Annotated in this window: 20 protein-coding genes and 1 tRNA gene; 6 read left to right on the forward strand and 15 right to left on the reverse strand. The window is 38.6% G+C overall.

Annotation, left to right across the window (positions count from 1 at the left end; all coding sequences use genetic code 11):
• Positions 1 to 136 precede the first annotated feature (136 nt).
• The 8 genes from KIM67_RS10480 to KIM67_RS10515 all read right to left on the reverse strand — a co-directional run bounded on the left by KIM67_RS10480 (position 137) and on the right by KIM67_RS10515 (position 4,643).
• Positions 137 to 1,900 (reverse strand): tetratricopeptide repeat protein, encoded by a 1,764-nt coding sequence (locus tag KIM67_RS10480; RefSeq protein WP_213831280.1) that lies wholly within the window; start codon positions 1,898 to 1,900, stop codon positions 137 to 139.
• Between the two features lie 121 nt (positions 1,901 to 2,021).
• A tRNA-Arg gene (locus KIM67_RS10485) sits at positions 2,022 to 2,093 on the reverse strand.
• 13 nt (positions 2,094 to 2,106) lie between these two features.
• Positions 2,107 to 2,478, reverse strand: coding sequence for a GIY-YIG nuclease family protein (locus KIM67_RS10490; RefSeq protein WP_213831281.1), 372 nt, complete (start codon positions 2,476 to 2,478; stop codon positions 2,107 to 2,109).
• A gap of 45 nt (positions 2,479 to 2,523) precedes the next feature.
• On the reverse strand, positions 2,524 to 2,928 hold the full coding sequence (locus KIM67_RS10495; protein ID WP_213831282.1) for a response regulator: 405 nt from the start codon (positions 2,926 to 2,928) through the stop codon (positions 2,524 to 2,526).
• 131 nt (positions 2,929 to 3,059) lie between these two features.
• A complete protein-coding gene (locus KIM67_RS10500; RefSeq protein ID WP_213831283.1) occupies positions 3,060 to 3,473 on the reverse strand; it encodes a DUF6691 family protein in 414 nt (137 codons plus the stop codon).
• Positions 3,474 to 3,475: 2 nt separating this feature from the next.
• Complete coding sequence (locus KIM67_RS10505; RefSeq protein WP_213831284.1) at positions 3,476 to 4,033, reverse strand: YeeE/YedE family protein; 558 nt, start codon at positions 4,031 to 4,033, stop codon at positions 3,476 to 3,478.
• 155 nt (positions 4,034 to 4,188) lie between these two features.
• On the reverse strand, positions 4,189 to 4,335 hold the full coding sequence (locus KIM67_RS10510; RefSeq protein WP_213831285.1) for a hypothetical protein: 147 nt from the start codon (positions 4,333 to 4,335) through the stop codon (positions 4,189 to 4,191).
• 101 nt (positions 4,336 to 4,436) lie between these two features.
• A complete protein-coding gene (locus KIM67_RS10515; RefSeq protein WP_213831286.1) occupies positions 4,437 to 4,643 on the reverse strand; it encodes a DUF2892 domain-containing protein in 207 nt (68 codons plus the stop codon).
• Positions 4,644 to 4,801: 158 nt separating this feature from the next.
• Between KIM67_RS10515 and KIM67_RS10520 the strand changes: the two genes are divergently transcribed.
• Positions 4,802 to 5,677 (forward strand): sterol desaturase family protein, encoded by an 876-nt coding sequence (locus tag KIM67_RS10520; protein ID WP_213831287.1) that lies wholly within the window; start codon positions 4,802 to 4,804, stop codon positions 5,675 to 5,677.
• Positions 5,678 to 5,686: 9 nt separating this feature from the next.
• Here the strand turns inward: KIM67_RS10520 and KIM67_RS10525 are convergent, their stop codons facing one another.
• The 7 genes from KIM67_RS10525 to KIM67_RS10555 form a co-directional block, all read right to left on the reverse strand.
• Positions 5,687 to 6,544: a DUF5694 domain-containing protein gene (locus KIM67_RS10525; protein WP_250149230.1), complete on the reverse strand. Its 858-nt coding sequence runs from the start codon at positions 6,542 to 6,544 to the stop codon at positions 5,687 to 5,689.
• Between the two features lie 71 nt (positions 6,545 to 6,615).
• Positions 6,616 to 6,999: a rhodanese-like domain-containing protein gene (locus KIM67_RS10530; RefSeq protein WP_213831288.1), complete on the reverse strand. Its 384-nt coding sequence runs from the start codon at positions 6,997 to 6,999 to the stop codon at positions 6,616 to 6,618.
• Complete coding sequence (locus KIM67_RS10535; RefSeq protein ID WP_213831289.1) at positions 7,000 to 8,412, reverse strand: rhodanese-like domain-containing protein; 1,413 nt, start codon at positions 8,410 to 8,412, stop codon at positions 7,000 to 7,002.
• A 58-nt stretch (positions 8,413 to 8,470) separates the two neighbouring features.
• On the reverse strand, positions 8,471 to 10,201 hold the full coding sequence (locus KIM67_RS10540) for a SulP family inorganic anion transporter (RefSeq protein ID WP_213831290.1): 1,731 nt from the start codon (positions 10,199 to 10,201) through the stop codon (positions 8,471 to 8,473).
• Between the two features lie 64 nt (positions 10,202 to 10,265).
• Positions 10,266 to 10,898 carry a Crp/Fnr family transcriptional regulator gene (locus tag KIM67_RS10545; protein WP_213831291.1) on the reverse strand — a complete coding sequence of 211 codons (633 nt, stop codon included), beginning with the start codon at positions 10,896 to 10,898 and terminating at the stop codon, positions 10,266 to 10,268.
• Between the two features lie 56 nt (positions 10,899 to 10,954).
• Complete coding sequence (locus KIM67_RS10550) at positions 10,955 to 12,052, reverse strand: bile acid:sodium symporter family protein (RefSeq protein WP_213831292.1); 1,098 nt, start codon at positions 12,050 to 12,052, stop codon at positions 10,955 to 10,957.
• 178 nt (positions 12,053 to 12,230) lie between these two features.
• Positions 12,231 to 13,358 (reverse strand): AraC family transcriptional regulator, encoded by a 1,128-nt coding sequence (locus KIM67_RS10555; protein ID WP_213831293.1) that lies wholly within the window; start codon positions 13,356 to 13,358, stop codon positions 12,231 to 12,233.
• 507 nt (positions 13,359 to 13,865) lie between these two features.
• Here KIM67_RS10555 and KIM67_RS10560 point away from each other — a divergent pair.
• The 5 genes from KIM67_RS10560 to KIM67_RS10580 all read left to right on the forward strand — a co-directional run bounded on the left by KIM67_RS10560 (position 13,866) and on the right by KIM67_RS10580 (position 20,529).
• Positions 13,866 to 14,780 carry an AraC family transcriptional regulator gene (locus tag KIM67_RS10560; protein WP_213831294.1) on the forward strand — a complete coding sequence of 305 codons (915 nt, stop codon included), beginning with the start codon at positions 13,866 to 13,868 and terminating at the stop codon, positions 14,778 to 14,780.
• A 451-nt stretch (positions 14,781 to 15,231) separates the two neighbouring features.
• On the forward strand, positions 15,232 to 16,530 hold the full coding sequence (locus KIM67_RS10565; protein ID WP_213831295.1) for a DUF5018 domain-containing protein: 1,299 nt from the start codon (positions 15,232 to 15,234) through the stop codon (positions 16,528 to 16,530).
• A gap of 33 nt (positions 16,531 to 16,563) precedes the next feature.
• A complete protein-coding gene (locus tag KIM67_RS10570; protein ID WP_213831296.1) occupies positions 16,564 to 17,859 on the forward strand; it encodes a leucine-rich repeat domain-containing protein in 1,296 nt (431 codons plus the stop codon).
• Positions 17,860 to 17,891: 32 nt separating this feature from the next.
• On the forward strand, positions 17,892 to 18,998 hold the full coding sequence (locus tag KIM67_RS10575; protein WP_213831297.1) for a DUF5018 domain-containing protein: 1,107 nt from the start codon (positions 17,892 to 17,894) through the stop codon (positions 18,996 to 18,998).
• 61 nt (positions 18,999 to 19,059) lie between these two features.
• On the forward strand, positions 19,060 to 20,529 hold the full coding sequence (locus KIM67_RS10580) for a DUF5018 domain-containing protein (RefSeq protein WP_213831298.1): 1,470 nt from the start codon (positions 19,060 to 19,062) through the stop codon (positions 20,527 to 20,529).
• Positions 20,530 to 20,555: the final 26 nt, after the last annotated feature.

Here is a 20,555-nt window from a genome sequence, read left to right on the forward strand (position 1 = left end):
GACATGGAGAAAGCCTTCAAAAGAATTTGGTACGGTTACAAATGGGTTACACCTTCGAATTAACGGGATTACAAATGGGTTACAAAATGATTTTTAAATTTTTTAATATATTGAAAATCAAATTATTACTAAAAATTTAAAAAGTGTGCAAAAACGCTGACAAATCATCTTCTGGGGAGAGATTCAGCTTTTTTCTGAGTCTATTTCTGCTCATTTTTACCGAAGCAGGATTAATGTTCTGTAAGGTTGCAATTTGTTTGGTATTCAAATCCAACTTAATAAATGAGCATAAACGAACATCGGTTTTGGTAAGGCCTTCAAACTGTTCATTAAGCCTAGCATAAAACGAGCTACTTAGTTCATCGACCTTGTGGTAAAAGTCGTCACCGTCTTTATTGACCCAAACTTTGTTCTTGATCTCTCCTTCCAAATCTTCCAATTCTTTTTGACGCTTACGTCCAGTGGTGGCCTTCACAGATGCTAATCGTTCAGCCAATGATTCGGCCCATTCTTGGTTGTTTGAAATATTGACCGCCATCGTGGTCAAATCCCTCTTCTTGTATTCAATTTCAGAATTCAAAAGTTGGTTTTCCACCTTTTTCAACTTAAGATTCTGATGGTATTTATAGTACAGGAACGTTAATAAACCAATGATGATCAAACTCACAATGAGCAATGCGTAAAACTTGGTATTCTGTTTGTTAAGTTTACGCTCATAGGCAACTTGTTGTTCAGTCTGTTGTTTGTGAAATTTTATGCTATCGGCCAACTGTCTTTTCTCAAATTGGTAGTTCATTTCTGCACGGGTAATGGCTTGGGTGCGTTCTTTGTTGAACAAGGAATCTTTTAATGCCACGTATTTTTCATTGAACGCCAGTGAGGTTTTATAATCGCCAAGGCCTTTGTATGCTTCGCCCAAACAATCGCATGCTTCTTTTTGAAGAATGATGGCACCAGAGGACAAGGCAATATCCAACCCTTTTTGACAATCATTGAGCGAGCTCCCAAATTGGCCCATGAGCAGAAAGTTTCTACCACGTTGAACGAGCGCTGTGGCCAAGCCATCTTTGTCATTGATGTTGGTTTTTATTTGTACTCCTTTATTCAAGTATTCCAAGGCTTTGGTATACTCCCCAACTTTTGAAAATTCTTCGCCAAGATTCGTATAGGTACGTGCTTCGGAGCTTAAATCCCCTAATTCTTTTGACAATGACACACTTTTGTCAAAACTGGCTACGGCCAAATTGTGGTCTTTCATTTCCGAATGTATCAGCCCAATATTATTGTGAACAAGGGGAAGACTACTTTTAAGCCCAAGTTTGTCTTTGATTTCTAAGCTCTTCTCGTAATAGTCAAGAGCAGTTTTGTAATTTTTTAGGTCATAGTTGATATTGCCCAGATTGTTCAAAGCTCTTGAAATGATAACCTCATCACCAATTTCTTCAGCAATTTTCAGTGATTTTAAAAGGTACTCTTGCGCTAGGGGATAGTTGCCCAGTTCATAATAGACCGTACCAATATTTCCAAGTATGATGGCCAATCCATTTCTGTCGCCAAGTTCTTTGACCAAGTCAAGGTTCTTAAAAAAATACACATGGGCCTTTGAAAATAGGCCTTGTTGCGCATAGGTAATCCCTATCCATTTATTGATTTCCGCTTCCCAGTTTTTATTGTCCTTCTCTTTGGCGAACGCTAAAATCTTTCTCCCTGTATTTCTGGAATCATCAGCACTGAACCGTAGTTGCAACCGGGCCATTGCAACACCAGATTCGTAACGAACCGAATCGGGAATGCTTTTATCCTCAAAGCGTCTCTGTAAACTATCTAACTTTTCGGTCTGTGCTTGTACCATATATAAAGTACAGAGCGTAAGCAAGAATATGGATAGAAATCGTTTCAATTTAAGTTTGGTTTGGTACTTAAAAATACTAAAACTTCTAAAATCGGATATTTTAACCTTGGTGAAAGCTGAGTTGCAATAAATCCTTGAATAAAACTGGCGAGCGATAAACCTTAAAAAGTAGCCCCGGCAAGAATCGAACTTGCATCTAAAGTTTAGGAAACTTCTATTCTATCCATTGAACTACGGGGCCAAAAAAAGCAAAGCTATGAATACTTTTCTATAAGTTTATCAGCGATTTCAGGATATTTTCTCAAGTTCTCTGTGTAGGCCCTACTCTTCATTTTCTTGATGTGTCTTTCAATTTTGTGAGCTACTGTAGAATTCTTAACCTTTAAAATATAAAAATAGTCCCAAGGTATTTTTCTATTGGTTATACCAGCTTTCAGTTCTTTCGTATTGTGCCTTGTCAGCCTATCAACTAAATCTCTGGTTTCTCCAACATAAAACCCATTATCGATTTTTGATTGAATAATGTATACATAGTTCATCTTAATGTGCTGATATTTGAAACTTCCCCCGATAGCTATCGGGGCTATCCATTGAACTACGGGGCCATTATGATGAATGGACTGCAAAAATATACTTTTTTAGAAATTTATTACTGCTATAGAAAGTACCTTTTAAGGATTTATTGGAACTTTATTCGTGAAAATTTTATTCAGGCCCATTCGCGTAATAGGTTTATCAAAATAACCGGAAACGACCTTATGCTTCTTTGCAATTTCCCTGTCTTTGGCCCTAACAAAAGCGGATAATACGTAGATATCTGGCAATATCATTCCTTTGGCCAACAGTTTAAGGTTATCGATAAATTCCCAACCATTCATATCGTCCATAATCAAATCAAGAAAAATAATATGTGGCAATGGCTTTTTCTTTTCTTTCAATTCAGAAGCTGCAACCAGACCAGCTTCGGCATTCTCAAAGGTTTCAATACTAAAAACCTCATCATATTGTTCAATGCAGTAGCGTGTTGCAAATTGCGAAACAAGGTCATCGTCAATAATCCATATTGTTCTGTTCATACCTATTGGTTTGGTAATGAGAAGGATAATTATCAACCTACAAATTTATAGGATTCTTCTTTAAAAAAACCTATATAATCGATTTAAAACCCAAAAGTTCCTTTAAGTGCAATAAAGTAGTCGCAAAGGGTTCAGTGTGGCAGTCTGTCTTTTAGCAACCCGTAGACATAAGTTCCTAAAACTGCTGAAGCCAAAACGACAATCATAGGTAGGAAACCTGCCCCCAACAAGGTGAATATGGGCCCTGGACATGCGCCTGCCAAAGCCCAACCAAGTCCAAAAAGAATCCCTCCAAAAATATATCTTTTAACCTTTTTTTCCTTTGGTCGAAAAACAATTTGATCACCATAAAAAGACCTAATGTTGAACCGTTTGATCAAATGAATGCCCAAAATACCCAAAACCACGGTAGAGCCTATGATTCCATACATATGAAAGGCATCAAACCGAAACATCTCATAAATTCGGAACCAAGAAGCAGCCTCGGATTTAAACAATATTATTCCAAAGAAAATACCTATCAGTAAGTATACTAGTGAACGCATAATCAAAATATTAGAGGAAATAAAAAATGAACCATGAGCAGACCGCCTATAAAAAACCCAATAACCGCAATCAAGGAAGGAGTCTGCAGATTACTAAGACCGGAAATAGCATGGCCAGAGGTACAGCCACCTGCATAGCGAGCTCCAAATCCCACAAAAAAACCGCCAATAATCAATAAAAAAATTCCTTTTATATCTGAAAAGACCATCGTGGCAAACAGTTCTGTAGGAAGATATGCTGTTCCCACACTATCAAAACCTAAGGTCTTTAATTGGGATATGGTATCGGCATCAATATTCACAGTTGTGTCTACGGATAAAAAATTAGCCCCTATATAGCCTCCTATACTAACTCCAAATACCACTATAAGATTCCATTTTTGTGCCTTCCAATCAAATTTGAAAAAATCCACTTTTTTCCCCGCTCCGCAAATTGTGCAGAGCGTTCTTAAATTTGATGACATGCCAAAACCTTTGCCTAGCATAATGAGCAAAAACATGACTAGTGCGATCAGTGGGCCAGAAACATACCAAGGCCAAGGTTGTAAAATCCAATCCATTCAATATTATTTTATGTGAAAGCAGGAAGATATTGAATGCATATGTATTCAAACCAAAACCCTAATCACTGCTATCTTTTAAACAATCTATTTAATTGCTTTCATCATATAATAGCAGCCGTTTGGTATTGCTCAGCATTTGGAACAGCATATTTTCAGGGTTTATCCAACCCTTCGTTTTTACCACTGTTCATTAATGCCAGTACTCCTACTATCAGGACAATGACAACTGCAGCAAAAACACCGATCATCCAAATACCATTTTCCCAAGAGACCAAAGGTATTACATGTAGTAGTTTCATATCTTTTCAATTTGGTGAAGTCCAAATTTAACCAGCATCGCTTTTAAAAAACATGATATTCCTCAGGCAATTGCTATTAATAAGAAAACATCTCATAAAAACTATTTTTTTACGCTACAAGAGTTAATGCCAAAAACAGCGTACAACGGGCAAAAATTTATAAAACTCGTTAATAAAAAAACTAAGGCCAATGCTATAGCTATGTATGCAAAGGTTCCCTCGATTGCCCCAAAGTAAAACAACATGCCTACCACTATAGCTACGATAAGTCTTATAATGCGGTCTAGCCGACCCATATTTTTTTTCATAAAGCCTTTTTTACGTTTTGATTAGGCAACCGTTAAAATGATTCCCTATTCCTATATTCTTAGAATACCCAAAATTATGGCGCTCGCACATACTTTTCAGTAACCTTGGTTACACTATCCTACATTATTTTATACTATTTTTAATTTTCAAAAAAATTATGCAAGGGTTAGTTGAGGCTTTCATCAACGGATTTTTGGGCACCGCTCATTGGACATGGAAATCAATCTTGTTTCAAGTGCCATGGTATACCAACTATTTCTGGGGCCTGATTGTTATATCACTTTTGGTTTGGGGATTGGAGGTGCTTTTCCCATGGCGAAAAGAACAATCTATTTTTAGAAAGGATTTTTGGCTTGATGGTTTTTACATGTTCTTCAACTTTTTCATTTTCACTATCATCATAAGTGGTATTTACAAAGTATTGGAACTATTGTTCAATGATCTTGGGATTAATGCCAAAAGCCTTGCGATGATTGATTTTTCCAATTGGCCTGTTTGGTCGCAATTACTTGTCTTTTTTGTCATCCTCGATTTTGTACAGTGGTTTACGCATGTGCTGTTGCACAAATTCCCCTTCTTATGGAAGTTTCATCAAGTGCACCATAGTGTGAAAGAAATGGGGTTTGCTGCCCATTTACGTTACCACTGGATGGAAAATATCCTTTATAAACCTCTAAAGACCTTAGGAGTCATGCTCTTAGGTGGCTTTGAACCAGAACAAGCATACATTGTGCACTTTGTGGCGATTGGCATTGGTCATCTAAACCATGCGAACGTAAAGCTCACCTATGGCCCGTTAAAATATATATTCAACAATCCGGTAATGCATCTATACCATCACTCTTATACACTCCCGAACGGAAAATTTGGAGTTAACTTTGGGATTAGCCTTAGTCTTTGGGATTATCTATTTGCCACACACCATGTTCCAGAGGATAGTGGCACCATTAAATTGGGTTTTCCAGGAGATGAACATGTACCTAAAAACTTTATGAACCAGCTTTTACATGGGTTCCAGAAGCTCAAAAAGTGATTTCTCAATTTAATCGGACAGACTGTCGAACTCAATAAAATCAAATTGAGGACTGGCTTCCAAAAACTGTCTAAGAATTGCTGCATGACCATTCCCAATGACCACAAGAATCCTGTCATCTTCTTTCTTGCTCAATCTTGCAATGTTTGCAAATATCCTCGCGTTTCGGCTATACCACCATATCGTGAGTTTATCTGCGCCATCGTAATCGGCATTGGCAAATTGACCTGTCAAATAAAGGCCAAAATTGGTGTTATGCGACTCACGGGTATTCATATTTTTCAAAAAGTCGAGAAGATGTACTTTTTTCATCATACTATCCCTATGTTCTATATAAGAGAAAGCCATATCCCAATAAGGATCTTCGGCCTCCCAGTCAACTTTATCCAATAGGGATATTGTTAGTACAGAATCTTTTTCTCTCAACTCGCTCTCTAGGGTAGGCGCATCAATACTTTGGATACTGTCTATATGTAACTCGTTGGCGATTCGCATGGCCACTTGGTAACGTTCGTCCCTTTTATCTCGATATTCCCCTTTTTTATAAGCCTCATAACGGTCATTCCAATCGGTTTTTGCTTCAATGAATATTTTATTGGGCTTAAATTTTTTAATGTATTCGACCAGTTGGGTGACTTCGGTTTTTTTTGGCTCTTTTAAAACATCGATTTTGTTGGAGTCACTCGTTTTATGGGCATCAAGTCCAGGAAAGTTAAAGTGAAACGTTCCCATTACGAGCACTTTTGCCCTGTTTTTGGGAAAGAATTCTGAAGGGGGTTTTATCTGTTCGTTGTTATTTGAAAGTTGTTGTCCAATGCCTATCTGCATCGCTAACAACATAAAGAAAATAGTACTGTTTGTTTTCATTCTTATCGACTTTACTGAAAGAGAATACTATGAATATTTTGTTACAATATTAGACACTAAAAAAGAAAAATCTATTCGGTTACTTTCCAATCGTTGTAACCGCCCGTATAATCATAGATGATTTCAAATCCATTTTCTTTTAGTATTTGGGAAGCTTTATTGCTTCTGCCCCCTTTTCGGCAATAGAGGTAAACGGGCTCCTTCTTATTTAGGGTACTTATTTGTTTACGAAAAGTAATACTGTCTTTTATGTTGAAATTTAACGCATGTCCTATGTGTCCTTCCTGGTATTCTTTAGGGGTCCTAACATCAATAAATTGTACATCGGCACCAATAACTTTTTCCAGTACTGTTTTCTTATCTATTTTGACAATGGTGCGCTGCTGTCGTGACTGGCAAGCCGTTATTTGTAAAAAGCAAAAAACGACTAGTGTGCTAATGGTCAAGCTTCTCATTTATGATTTTAATGTTGTAGGACAAACAAAATCTGTGACCTGTATTCCTGCTTCTTTTATGGCCTTAAAGCCCCCGGCAACATCAACCAAATTGTGAATGCCCCTACTTTTTAGGATTGAAGCGGCAATCATGCTGCGATAACCCCCGGCGCAGTGAACATAAAATGTTTTGTTTTCAGGAAATCCCGTTAAGTGTTCATTGATAAAATCCAAGGGTGCCAGAGCTGCACCTTCAATATGCTCAGCAGAAAATTCGGTTTCTTTTCTCACATCAAAAACAGGAACCTTTTCAGTCAACACTTTTTTAAATGTTTCAGCGCTTATACTTTTTACCGTGTCTATCTGCTTTCCTTCTTGTTTCCATGCTTCAAGACCTCCTTTCAAAAATCCCAAAGTGCCATCAAAACCTACTCTGGACAAACGGGTAATGGTCTCTTCTTCTTTTCCTTCTGGAGCCACTAAAAGTATGGGCTGCTTTACATCTGCGACCAAAGCACCTACCCATGGAGCAAAACTTCCCCCAAGTCCTATAAAAATTGACCTCGGCACATGTCCCTTAGCAAAATCGTCTTGGTGGCGTACATCTAAAATCACTGCTCCCGTTTCATTGGCAGCAGCCTCAAAAGCTTTTGGAGACAATCCTCTCGTACCTCTTTCCAATACCGTATCTATATCCTCATAGCCTTCTTTATTCATTTTCACATTTAAAGGAAAGTATTGAGGCGGAGGCAATAGACCATCCGTAACTTCTTTGACAAATTCTTCTTTGGTCATATCAGAACGAAGTGCATAGTTCATTTTTTTCTGATTGCCAAGGGTGTCTACCGTTTCCTTCATCATGTTTTTCCCACATGCGGAACCGGCACCATGGGCTGGATATACGATTACATCATCGGCAAGGGGCATTATTTTAGTTCTTAGACTGTCATACAAAGTACCCGCAAGTTCTTCTTGAGTCATATCAGCAGCTTTTTGTGCTAGGTCTGGTCTTCCCACATCTCCCAAGAACAGGGTATCACCACTAAAAATAGCGCAATCCTTTCCAGTTTCGTCCTTTAACAGATATGTAGTGCTTTCCATTGTGTGCCCTGGCGTATGCAGAACTTTTATGGTCAACTTTCCCAATTTGAATTCCTGACCGTCTTCCGCAACAATAGTGTCATAGGAAGGGTTTGCATTTGGCCCGTAAACAATTGGCGCACCAGTCTCTTTGGACAGTGTTACATGTCCGCTTACAAAATCAGCGTGAAAGTGGGTTTCAAAAATATACTTTATCGTAGCACCGTCGTTTTCGGCTCTTTTTATATAGGGTTTCACTTCTCGTAATGGATCAATAATGGCTGCCTCTCCATCACTTTCTATATAATAGGCTCCTTGTGCCAAACATCCCGTATATATCTGCTCTATATTCATTTGAGTTGATTTTGTGGTCAAAGATAGTATTGATCGTACTCCTTTGATGTTACCAAAGTTACAAATACCCCGTCTTGGATTGCAAAGAAATTTTCTCCTCGACCTTACTTCTTTCCTTTTGATCCGAACAATAGGTCACGGCCTCAAAAGTACGGGCAAAAAGATTCTTTTTTCCAATACTATTGATGAGTCCACTACTAAAAAAAATATCTCGTGTAGGACCTATTGCTCCTGCAATAAAAAATTGAATATTACGGGTGCGCAAATCCGAAACGATACGTTCTATAGCCAATGCCGCGCTACTATCAATATAATTGATAGCTTCGGCATTTAAAATAACGTATTTTAATCCTAATCCTTTTTTTTCAATTTGTCTGTAGAGTTCTTTTTTGAAATAATCTTTGTTTCCAAAATAAAGTTGTGCATCAAACCTTAAGATCAATTTGTCCGCTTCTACCTCAATATTATCAAAACGATTAATGTTTTTAAAGTACTCGGTGTTCTTAATCCTACCCAATATCGCTATATGTGGGTTAGAAATACGATATACCAACAAAAACAACGAGAATAAAACTCCTAATAGGATGCCTTCCATCAGGCCAATAAAAAGGGTCATTAAAAACGTAATCATCAATAATAGGAACTCATCTTTTCGTTGCTTATACAACATAATAGGATAGTGAAAATTTACGAGCTTAACCACTGACATAATGATAATTGCTCCTAACACGGTATTTGGTAAATAATAAAACAGTGGAGTAAGGAACAATAAAGTACAAGCTATGAAAAGCGCACTAAAGATGAGTGCCATACCTGTTTTAGCACCGGCTTGATCGTTGATCGCGGTTCTTGAAAAACTGCCGGATACCGGAAAGGACTGGAAAAAAGACCCCAAAAGGTTCGATAGTCCCAAAGCCCTGAGTTCTTGATTGGCATCCAACTCATACTCAGGATGTTTTTCTTCTATTGTTTTTGCTATGGAAATAGACTCCATGAAACCGAAAATAGCCACCGTTAGGGCAATGGGCAATAATTGACCTAACTCTCCTAGTTGAATATCCGGCATCTGAAATAGAGGCAGTCCTCTTGGAATTTCACCTACAATGCGAATATTCTTTTCTTCCAAGCCAAAGAAAAAAACCACCAATATTCCTATGACAACCGCTAATAATGGTGTTGGCATCCGTTTGCTTATTTTATTCAGCAAAAAAATAACCAGCATTGCCCCTGCGCCCAAGCCTAGTGCATAGTAGTTTGCACCTGTAATATTAGCCATAGTATTTGCCACAAGAATGTGCAGTTTGCTAGATTGTTCAACAGTGATTCCCAATATGTGCTTCAGTTGCCCCAGAGCAATTAAAATAGCTGCTGCAGATGTAAAACCATTGATGACAGGTTTGGACAAAAAATTAACAAAAAAGCCCATCTTTAGAAATCCCAACAAGAGCTGTATACTTCCTACTATTAAGGTTAAAAAGATTACAGCAGCGACGTAATCTTCAATTTTGGAGAGTTGTAATGCTCCTATTCCAGCAGCCACCAATAGCGAATCCATTGCAACAGGACCCACTGCAAGTTGTCTTGACGTTCCTGTGATTGCGTATACAACCTGTGGAACAAGGGCAGCATAAAGTCCATAGATAGGGGGCATTCCAGCTATCATTGCATACGCCATTCCTTGCGGCACCAAAAGTACTCCCAAGGTGGCACCAGCAATAAAGTCGTTGTATAAGAACGAGCGATTATATGCTGTTATCCAATCTAAAAATGGGAAGTAGTGTTTGAGCATTCACTAATATTTTTTATAAAAATAGTGCATGAGAAAGTGAATTAATATTTCATAGATCATAAACCTACACATCTAAAAGATGGATATGGCTTCTATGGAGTTTTAATATTTTCATCTTTTCCAATTTTTTCAATAATCTGGAAATTACTACTCTAGAGGTGTGCAAATCATATGCAATTTCTTGATGGGTACTTCGAATATTGGAATCGTTAGTGACTTGGCATTTCTTTTTCAGGTATTCCATGAGTCTCTGGTCCAAATTCTTAAACGCAATGGTGTCAACGGTGTGCAGCAGTTCGTTCAAACGGGAATGGTAACTTTCGAATATATAATTTCGCCATCCTTTGTATTTGGCCATCCATTCTTGCATTTTATGCACGGGTACCATAAGTATCTTCGCATCTGTCTCAGCAATAGCTCTAATTTCGCTTTTTGTTGCCCCCATACAACAAGCCATGGACATAGAGCAGGTCTCTCCCTGTTCAAGATAATACAGTAGTAGTTCATCACCCTCTTCATCTTCTCTCAGGACTTTTACAGCACCCTCTAATAGCAAGGGCATGGCCCTAACATAGTTGCCAATTTCCATTATAGTATCTCCTGCCGATACTTCAATGATTTTACCAACTTCAATAATCTCCTCAATTAGGGGTTTTTCAAACTGTACTTCAAAAATCTCTAAAAGCTCTTGAGTCATAGGATAAAAATACACATCTAAGGTAAGTAGTTTTGAAGAGAGTATGCTTTTAGATTTTAAACCTTTTGTAGCTGTTTCTTCTTTTTAAATCCTTTATCTCTCCAGTACGTCGCGAGTGAAGATCCTGAAATGTTCATCCAAGGTCCAAAAACAGCGGGAGCTAAACCTACAGTAGCTACTTTTCCCATCTCTAAGGCAATACCAGAGGCAAGTCCCCCATTCTGCATTCCTACTTCTAAGGCAATGGTGCGGCAATCTTTTTCCTCCATTCTAAACAGACGCCCACCCCAATACCCCAAAAAGTAGCCAGCTGAGTTATGAAGTATCGCTGCAAGTATTAGAAATAATCCAATAGAAAGTAGGCTATCTCTCCCGGAAGCCGTGATAATCATAATAATCAAGGTTATCCCTGCCATAGAAACAATGGGCATGGCTTTATCCATCCATTTGGCCTTGCCCTTAAAAAAGTGATTGAACAGCAACCCTGCTATGATAGGTAAAATGACCATTTTGACAATGCTCAACATCATCTCCAAAAAATCTATGGGCACAAACTCACCTGCAAACAAATCCATCAATAGAGGAGTCATTAAAGGGGCCATCAACGTGGCAACAGCTGTAAGTGTTACAGAAAGTGCAACGTTCGCTTTGGCTAAATAGACCATAACATTAGATGCCAATCCACTTGGTGATGAACCTATCAATATTACGCCTGCCGCTATTTCTGCAGGAAAGCCGAACAAAGTTGCAATTGAAAGTCCTAAGATGGGCATGAGCGTAAACTGGCAAATAAGTCCGACCAGTACTCCTTTGGGCATTTTAATGACCCCTACAAAATCATTTAAACTCATTGCGGTTCCCATACCAAACATAATAACCTGTAGTAATGGCACAATCAAAACTTTTAGTTGAAAGCCACTAATTTCTATTAAATAAGAAGGGTAATACATGGAAAGGGATACTGCAGCAAATATTAATATGGTAAAAGAAAAGCCTTTAAATTTTTTATGCCCCCTTGCCGCCAGAGCTAAAGACAAAAAGAGCAGGATCAGTGATGGCCCTGTTTGTTGGGCATGCCCCACCAGTAGAAGTAAAATTGTAGTTAAGAGACTAACCAAGGATACAATACCCGAAACAGTATACAGTTTTTTCATTAATCTTAAGTGCTTATGCCAATTGATGTCAAAGCATCATAAAAATACGGAATTGGTTAACCAATTCCACCCTAAGAATACGTTAAAAAACTTGATAAAAAAATTCTTTCTCGAAGTTCAATGTACCTTTTAAAGAAAGAAAGCTTATAGCCGCAAAAACATGCACCTTCAGTACTGGTCAATACCCCTTTAAGGATTTAACCTTATTGCAATAGGCCGATGGCGTCATACCTGTTTCATTTTTAAAGACCCTATTGAACGTTGCTTTAGAGTTAAAACCAGACTCCAAACCTATCGAAACCAAGGTATAGTCTTTATAGGATATATTCTGAAACAGATTTTTGGCCTCTTCTACCCGATATTTATTTACAAAAGAAAAGAAGTTTTCATTAGTGCTGGCCTTAATCGCTTCGGATACTTTCTGGGGCGACTCACCAGATAGCACAGCAAGCTTAGAAACAGAGAAGTCAGCATCCAAATAAGGTTTATTTTTTTCCATAAGTATTTTTATTTTGCTCGCTAACTGCTTGATCGGTTCAGTTAATTCCAGTATTGCTTTCCGTTTTTTGTATACGCCCTTTTGCCTAAAAAACAAAAAGCTTAAAACAAAAATCAAAATAACAACAACAGACAATAGAAAAGTTCCCAAGAATAACTCAGAATCATCGTTTTCCACCAACTTGGATATGACATATTCCCATATTGCGAACAAAAAATAAATGGAGGTCAGGATTGCCAATATCTTCTGGAGGTTACTGGTATGTACTAGGATAATCAGGTTGTTGTCCGATTTAACTATTTTCCTTTTTTCAAGAAAGACACCAATACTAATTAGCAAAGCACTCACTAAAAACAGCGCATGTACTAAACTGGACAATAAGGGATATTCAAGTGTGACAGCAGCATATTCAAACACCTCATTTTGGGGTACGTTCTTATAAACCAAAATACCTATACCCATTAACGTCCAAATACTAAATGGAACAAGGGTAATCGTAAGTATTCGGTTCCATTTAAACTCCTCTTGCAGGACACTTCTACCGTAAGCATAAAAGAAAAATAGATTCAGGAAAAGAAAAGATTTATTTATATCAACAAGAAGCGGTATCGAAGTTGAAGGTTCAACAATTTTCAAGATCTCGATAAGCGAGTTGACAGCACTCATACTTAACCAAGCAATTAAGACCTTATCATGAAATTCTTTGTTCTTTTTAAAGAATATAATGGGAAGCAACAGAAATGGAAAAATAACGATCAACAAATAAAGCATTAAGGCTATAAGTCCAACTACTTGTTGTTCATCCATGAATTAATTGCTTTTATGAAATTTATCGTCTTACAAAAGCCCCAAATATATAAACACTTGCTTTCAACTAAAAATTGAGAATTGAATTGAGTAAACCAAAAAACAACTCACAATCAAGATTTAAAAGTTTTTCTTTTCTATTTTGATTGGCGCCATTTGATATTTAAAAGGTATGGTGTGCCCAAGGAACTCCTACTATTTTCTTAAAATCCTGATTATCAAAAGTTAAATTTTCATCGGCTTTTGTTAAAACAAGTCTCATTAGTTACAAAATGAGACTTCGTCACCTATTGGTTCTTTCATCTTTGAAATGCCAATAGAAATAACCTTGCATGTTTTTGTTTTTAGTACAATTAATAGTTTCCCAATAAGATAGTATCACCCCAAAAAACTCAATACCAGGTGTTTGAAAACAACTTACACTATTTAGGTTATGTCCTAATATGAATATGCAGAAGAGCATTATCGAACTGTCATTGATTTTTTAAACTTTAAGATTGAGGTTAGATGATTTCCAAATATACCGACAATTACTACGACCATTTTTCAAAAAAAACCAGCAAGATCCCACCAGTATTTAGGAAAGAGGAAAACTACATGATGCGGTTTTGTGCTCCCCTTTCACATTTTACTTTTGACAACAACAATCTAACGATAATATATTTTAAAGATGGTACGGGTGAATTACTGTGGGCTGATAGGCGCATTAAAGTTGAGGCCAATAAGTTTATTGTGATCAACCCAAGTACAGGATGGGAATATGTCAATGCAAAAAAGAAATATATCGATGTGCTGAGCATGGTAATTTGTGATATTTTCAAGAAGCGATTCAATTACTTTATCAGCGCATCTCAACGTAAACTCCTCGATGATCCATTTCAAATTGCAACAGACCAAACCTATTTTATGGAACAGACTTTTGGTGCTGATTATTATCGTTCTGGAAATCTCCTGCAAGTCGTCCATAGCTTGAGCAATAATGGCGATTATAGGTTTACATCCGCAGAGGAACTCTGTATGGAAATGCTACAGACCATCTATCAAGATCAACATAAGGGGTACGATCTAGCTTCTCATATTGAAGCGAAAAAGTCTTCCACTAAACTTGAAACATTAAAGCGCTTATTGGTGGCCAACGACTACATACAGGATAATTTAATGAATCCCATATCCTTGGATGATATATCACGGGTATCCGCACTTTCAAATTATCATTTATACAACTCTTTTAAAAAGATTTATGGCAAAACACCGCACCAATATATCAATAGGTTAAAAATGGCAAAGGCAAAAACGTATGTCCAGGAAAGCCACTTCTCCCTAAGCGAAATATCTGATATTTTTGGTTACAACGACCCAACGGTATTCGGCAAGGTCTTTAAAAAAGCATATGGTCGCCCACCCTCTTACTACCGTACCTAAAACTTAAATCTGGAATCCGTCTCACTCTTACATAATTGCTCTGCGCAAGGTTGATGGCAGGTCCTTAAGAAGGATAATCTACAGAAAAACCAAAATTTTAATTTTTCGACGAGTACTTGGATAAAGCCCTGGTTAATTTTACGGTCGGATTTTAGTGAAATCTGTAGTAGCCCAAAAACTTGAGCCTTGAAAAAACTAAGCTTATATCCATTAAAAACCTACCTATCTAGGTCTATACAAAAAGACCTGGCTAATATCAATTTTAAAAGTGAGGTCACTTAAGCATTCCCAGTATAACCTTCTTTTTAGTATCAGCAAAATGATCGAATCCATATCAAATTTACATGCCAAAAGAAACATATACCCTGAACATGCAAGGTATACAAAAGAATAAAGCTGTGGCACCTGAACAATAACTCACATAGTCAAAACCCCATTTAAAAAAGTAAATATGAAAAAGATTATTATTTTATTTTTAAGCCTATTTGTGCTCGTTTCATGCAGCAAGGATGATGATAATGAAGCTAGCAAGAAAAGCGGAGCCACGACTATCACCGCCTTTACCTTTACCGCTACCGACAATGAAGCATTAACCGAAGATGTCAAGGCCGAAATTGATGAGAACCAAAAAACGATAAACGCCAAAGTGCCTTCGGGTACCAATGTCAAGACGTTAAAACCAAGCATCACCCTATCGGAAAATGCCACGGTAGACCCAAAAGAAAAAACGGCAGTCGATTTTAGCGATGACGTTATCTATACTGTTACCGGGGAGGATGGCAGCACAGCGAAATATACCGTAGCGGTCACGGTCGAAAAGTCGGATGCGAAACAGATTACTTCTTTCGTGTTCTTGGCAGCGGACAATGATGCCTTGTCCGACGACCTTTCAGCATCTATTGATACTGAGGCAAGGACCATTGCGATAACGGTTTCCACGGAAGTTGATGTGACCGCTCTTATACCGACCATTTCCATATCTGAGAAAGCTACCATTGACCCTAAAGAAAAGGTGTTGACGGACTTTAGCAGTGCGATCACCTACACGGTAACTGCGGAGGACGATACTAAAGTCGAGTATACTGCAGCCGTTACAAGGCCGCTTACGGAACGGGAGGCACTTGTTGGCATATATAATGCGAACCCGAACAATACACTCGGTTGGGACCTTGAAGAGGCTAATATCGCTACATGGAGGGGAGTAACGCTTGACGACAACGGTAAGCTTGTGAAGCTTGATATAGATGGAGTTGGCTTGGACAACCTACCCGCCACAATAGGATACCTGACGAATCTTGAAAACCTGAGTTTGAAAAAAAATTCCCTGACATTGTTGCCTCCGGAGATCGGTAATCTGACAAGTCTTCAAATCTTGGACTTGGATGAAAATTCCTTGACATCGTTGCCTCCCGAGATTGGTAATCTGACAAGTCTTGTAGACTTGAGCTTGTTTAAAAATTCTTTGACATCGTTGCCTTCCGAGATTGGCAATCTAACGAATCTTGTAGATTTGTCGGCGTCAGGTAATTCCTTAACGTCGATACCTTCCGAGATTGGTAATCTAACGAATCTTGTACTATTATTTTTAACCGAAAACTCCCTGACATCGTTGCCTCCCGAAATGGGCAAGCTTACAAAACTTGCGATATTCTGGGTAGCTAACAATCAAATAATGATTATTCCTCGGGAAATCTGCGCTTTAAACATAGGGACTTTTTTAAAAGATAGCACAGCCGAGTGCGAACAATAGCATGTATTCAAAACCAAATCAATATCCCTACAAATGAAAAAAATCAGCATTCTATTCTTAAGCCTTTTTGTGCTTGCCTCGTGTAGCAAGGATGATGACAATGACAATAGTGCCGCAAAGAGCGATGCAAAAGCCATTACCGCTTTTACCTTTGCCGCTGCCGATAATGATGCCCTGTCTGAAGATGTAAAGGCAGCCATAGACGAAGACAAAAAGACGATAACGGCAGAAGTGCCTTTTAGCACTGACGTTACCGCACTAAAGCCAACTATCGCGGTTTCAGAAAAAGCAAGCGTATCGCCTAATAACAGGGCGACAAAAGATTTTAGCCAAGCGGTGGAGTATACCGTTACGGCCGAAGATGCCAGTACTACAAAATATACTATTACCGTAGTCATAAAAGCGCCAACAGACCGACAAGTATTGCTTGAACTCTACAATGTCAACCCTGACAATACGCTTGATTGGGATCTTGACGATGGGAATATGTCTAATTGGGGTGGTGTTTTTTCTTCAAACAATATGAAAGTTGATAGTTTGATTTTATTCGAAAAGAACATTATCATTTTACCAACGAATATTGGAGGACTGTCCAATCTTGTGAAATTGAACTTAGACGGGAATGCACTAACGGAACTTCCAAATGAAATACAAGCGCTTTCAAAGCTAAAAGACCTATCCTTTGCTGAGAACCTGATCACGGACATACCAACTGGACTATGGAAGTTGACACAGCTTGAATCTCTATCTATGGGTGATAACTTGCTAACCGTACTTGATGCGGATATTGGAAAGCTGGAAAGTTTAAAATCTTTGGGGCTTTCAAACAATCAATTTAGCAGCTTGCCCAATGAGATAGGAAATCTTGTTAACCTTGAACAATTGTCTATTTTCAATTGTAAACTAGAGAATTTACCTAGTACCATTGGTAACTTAAACAAGTTAGAGATTCTTTTTCTAACAGGAAACCAACTGGTCAATATCCCCAAAGAAATAGGTGAGCTTACAGGTCTAATTTCTTTATACATAGAACGCAACAAGTTGAACAGTCTACCTGTTGAGATTGAAAACTTACAAAACCTAGGAGATCTGCGATTGGGAGGCAACCTATTCACCAGTTTGCCAACTGAAATCGGTTCGCTTTTAAATCTTCAGGTTTTATTGGTAAATAAAAATCTGTTGACCACAGTCCCTGCTTCTATTGGGAATCTTACCAAACTAAGAACATTATTGCTACAAGAGAATCAGCTTACGCTCATACCCAAGGAGATCTGTGATTTGAACATACCGAATTTCAGAATAGACACTGCCGCCGAGTGCGAACAATAGCACCCATTCAAAAACCAAAATAACATCCTATAATGAAAAAGATAAACATTCTATTTTTAAGCCTATTTGTGCTCGCTGCGTGCAGCAAAGATGATGACAACAATGCTGCTGACAAGAGCGGTGCCAAGGCCATTACTGCTTTCGTGTTTGCAGCAGCTGATAATGATGCGTTGACAGAAGACATCAAGGCCGAAATTGATGAAGACGAAAAAACGGTTACCGCTGAGTTTCCGGCCGGCACAAATATTACCGCATTGAAGCCCAGTGTTACCATATCGGAAGATGCAAAGGTGGACCCTGGGAACAAGGAAGTTAAAAATTTTAGTGATGTTGTGGTCTATACCGTGACAGCAGAGGACGGTACCGAAGCAAAGTACAACGTTACCGCTACCGTTGGAAAGTCCGATGCAAAGGCCATTTTGGAATTTATTTTTGCCGCTGAGTACAACGATGGGATTTACAAGGATGTTGAAGCGGAAATTGATGAAGAAGAAAAGACAATAACGGCGCAACTCCCTTCCACAGTAGACCTGACCGCTCTAAAGCCTACAATAACACTTTCCGAAAAGGCTACAGTAAATCCCAAGGAGAAGGTGTCGACGGACTTTAGTGGTGCGGTCATTTACACGGTAACGGCAGAGGACGGTACCGAAACAGCCTACACGGTTGAAGTAGAAGTAATCAAAAGCGACAGGCAAGTGCTGATCGATATTTACAACGCCAATCCCAATAATAACTTGGGCTGGGACCTAGAAGATGCCAATATCGCCAATTGGGATGGTGTTGAAATCAATACCAACTCACGGGTAACCCGTTTAACCCTTAATGATAAAAACTTGAGCACCGTTCCTAAATCAATTAAGAACTTGGGCGAACTTTGGTATTTGAATCTAGAAAAAAACGAACTAAAAAGTATACCACCAGCGATAGGTTACCTAGTTGGTCTTGAATGGCTTTCTTTAGCAGTCAATAAGTTAACGGAAGTTCCCTCAGAAATCGGTCAACTTAGACTACTCATAACCTTTCGTCTACATCAAAACCAATTGACATCTATACCCCCGGAAATTTGTAATCTTCGGACTGGATATGGAAGCTTGGAGGTTTTTACCAACGACCCAGGCTTATCCTGCAAAGATTAACATGGATGCTATTATAGCATGCGAACAATAATCTAAAAAACAAATCAATAAAATTTTGACCATGAAAAAGATAAGTATTCTATTCTTAAGCCTCTTTGTGCTCGCTTCGTGCAGCAAAGATGATGATAACGACAACGGTACCGCGAACAGCAGTGCAAAGGCCATTACCGCCTTTGTGTTCGCAGCAGCTGATAATGATGCGCTGACCGAAGACATCAAGGCCGAAATTGATGAAGGCGAAAAAACAATAGCGGCCACGGTACCCTCGGGAACCGACGTTAAGGCCTTGAAACCAACCTTGACGGTTTCAGAGAAAGCAAAGACCTCTCCTGACAACAAAGCGGCGAAAGACTTTACCGAAACGGTCGCGTATACCGTTACCGCAGAAGATGGCAGTGAGGCCAAGTACACTGTTACGGTCTCTGTTGGAAAGTCCAGTGCCAAGGAGATTACCTCTTTTGTGTTCCTGGCAGCAGACAACGAAGCCCTTTCAGAAGATGTTGAGGCAGAAATTGATGAAGAGCAGAAGACCATAACCGCAGAGATGCCCATCGGTACGGTTACCACTTCTTTAATGCCCAGTATCGTTGTATCGGAGGGCGCCACGGTTTCTCCAGATAATGGAGTGGCAAAAGACTTCAGTACAAAAGTAGAATATACCGTTACCGCACAAGACGGCAGTACACTAGTGTACACCATTACAGTAAACGTGGCACTGACCGACCGACAGGTATTGATCGAACTGTACAATGCCAATCCCGATAATACTTTGGCTTGGGACTTGGACGATGAGGACATCTCCAACTGGGAAAATGTTACCGTTAAGAACGGTAGAGTGGTTGGACTGCGCTTTTTTAACGGATTTAACGACGCACCACCCTTTGGAGGGAAAAACCTGACCACCTTACCTGCTTCCATCCGTTACCTGACCAAACTTGAAAGTTTATCCGTACAACAAAACCGCTTAACATCCGTGCCAGCTTCAATAGGCAATCTTAAGAATCTTAAAGTCCTAAATTTAGTTGCGAATTCACTAAGTGAAATTCCTGCTGAAATTGGAAACCTGACAAACCTTAGTAAGTTGTTTATAAGCATTAACCGCTTGACCTCCTTACCAAAAGAGATAGGCAATCTTAAGAATCTTTCCAGTTTAGAATTGTATAAAAATGATTTTACAGAGGTTCCTGAGGGAATCAATGAACTAAACGGTCTTACGCTTTTAAACTTGTCAGAAAATGAAATAGATAGTTTGAATCCTGAGTTTTTCAACCTTGAGAACCTTTATTATTTGGATTTGAGTGAAAATGCTCTGACAAGCATACCTTCGGAAATTGGAAATCTTGGTGTACTGAGGACTCTATTCCTTGATAATAACAAGCTTACCAATTTACCTTCTGGAATGGCTGGTCTTACCCAATTACAATACTTGTACATCCATAGAAATCAGATAACTGTGATACCCTCTGAAATTTGTGATTTACCAAAACTAGAAGGGATTATAAAAGACGATACCGCCGAGTGCGAACAATAATCCAAAAACAAATCAATAAAATTTTG

It is taken from the genome of Flagellimonas sp. 389 (genome assembly GCF_018449435.1).
In the GTDB taxonomy this organism is placed as follows: domain Bacteria; phylum Bacteroidota; class Bacteroidia; order Flavobacteriales; family Flavobacteriaceae; genus Flagellimonas.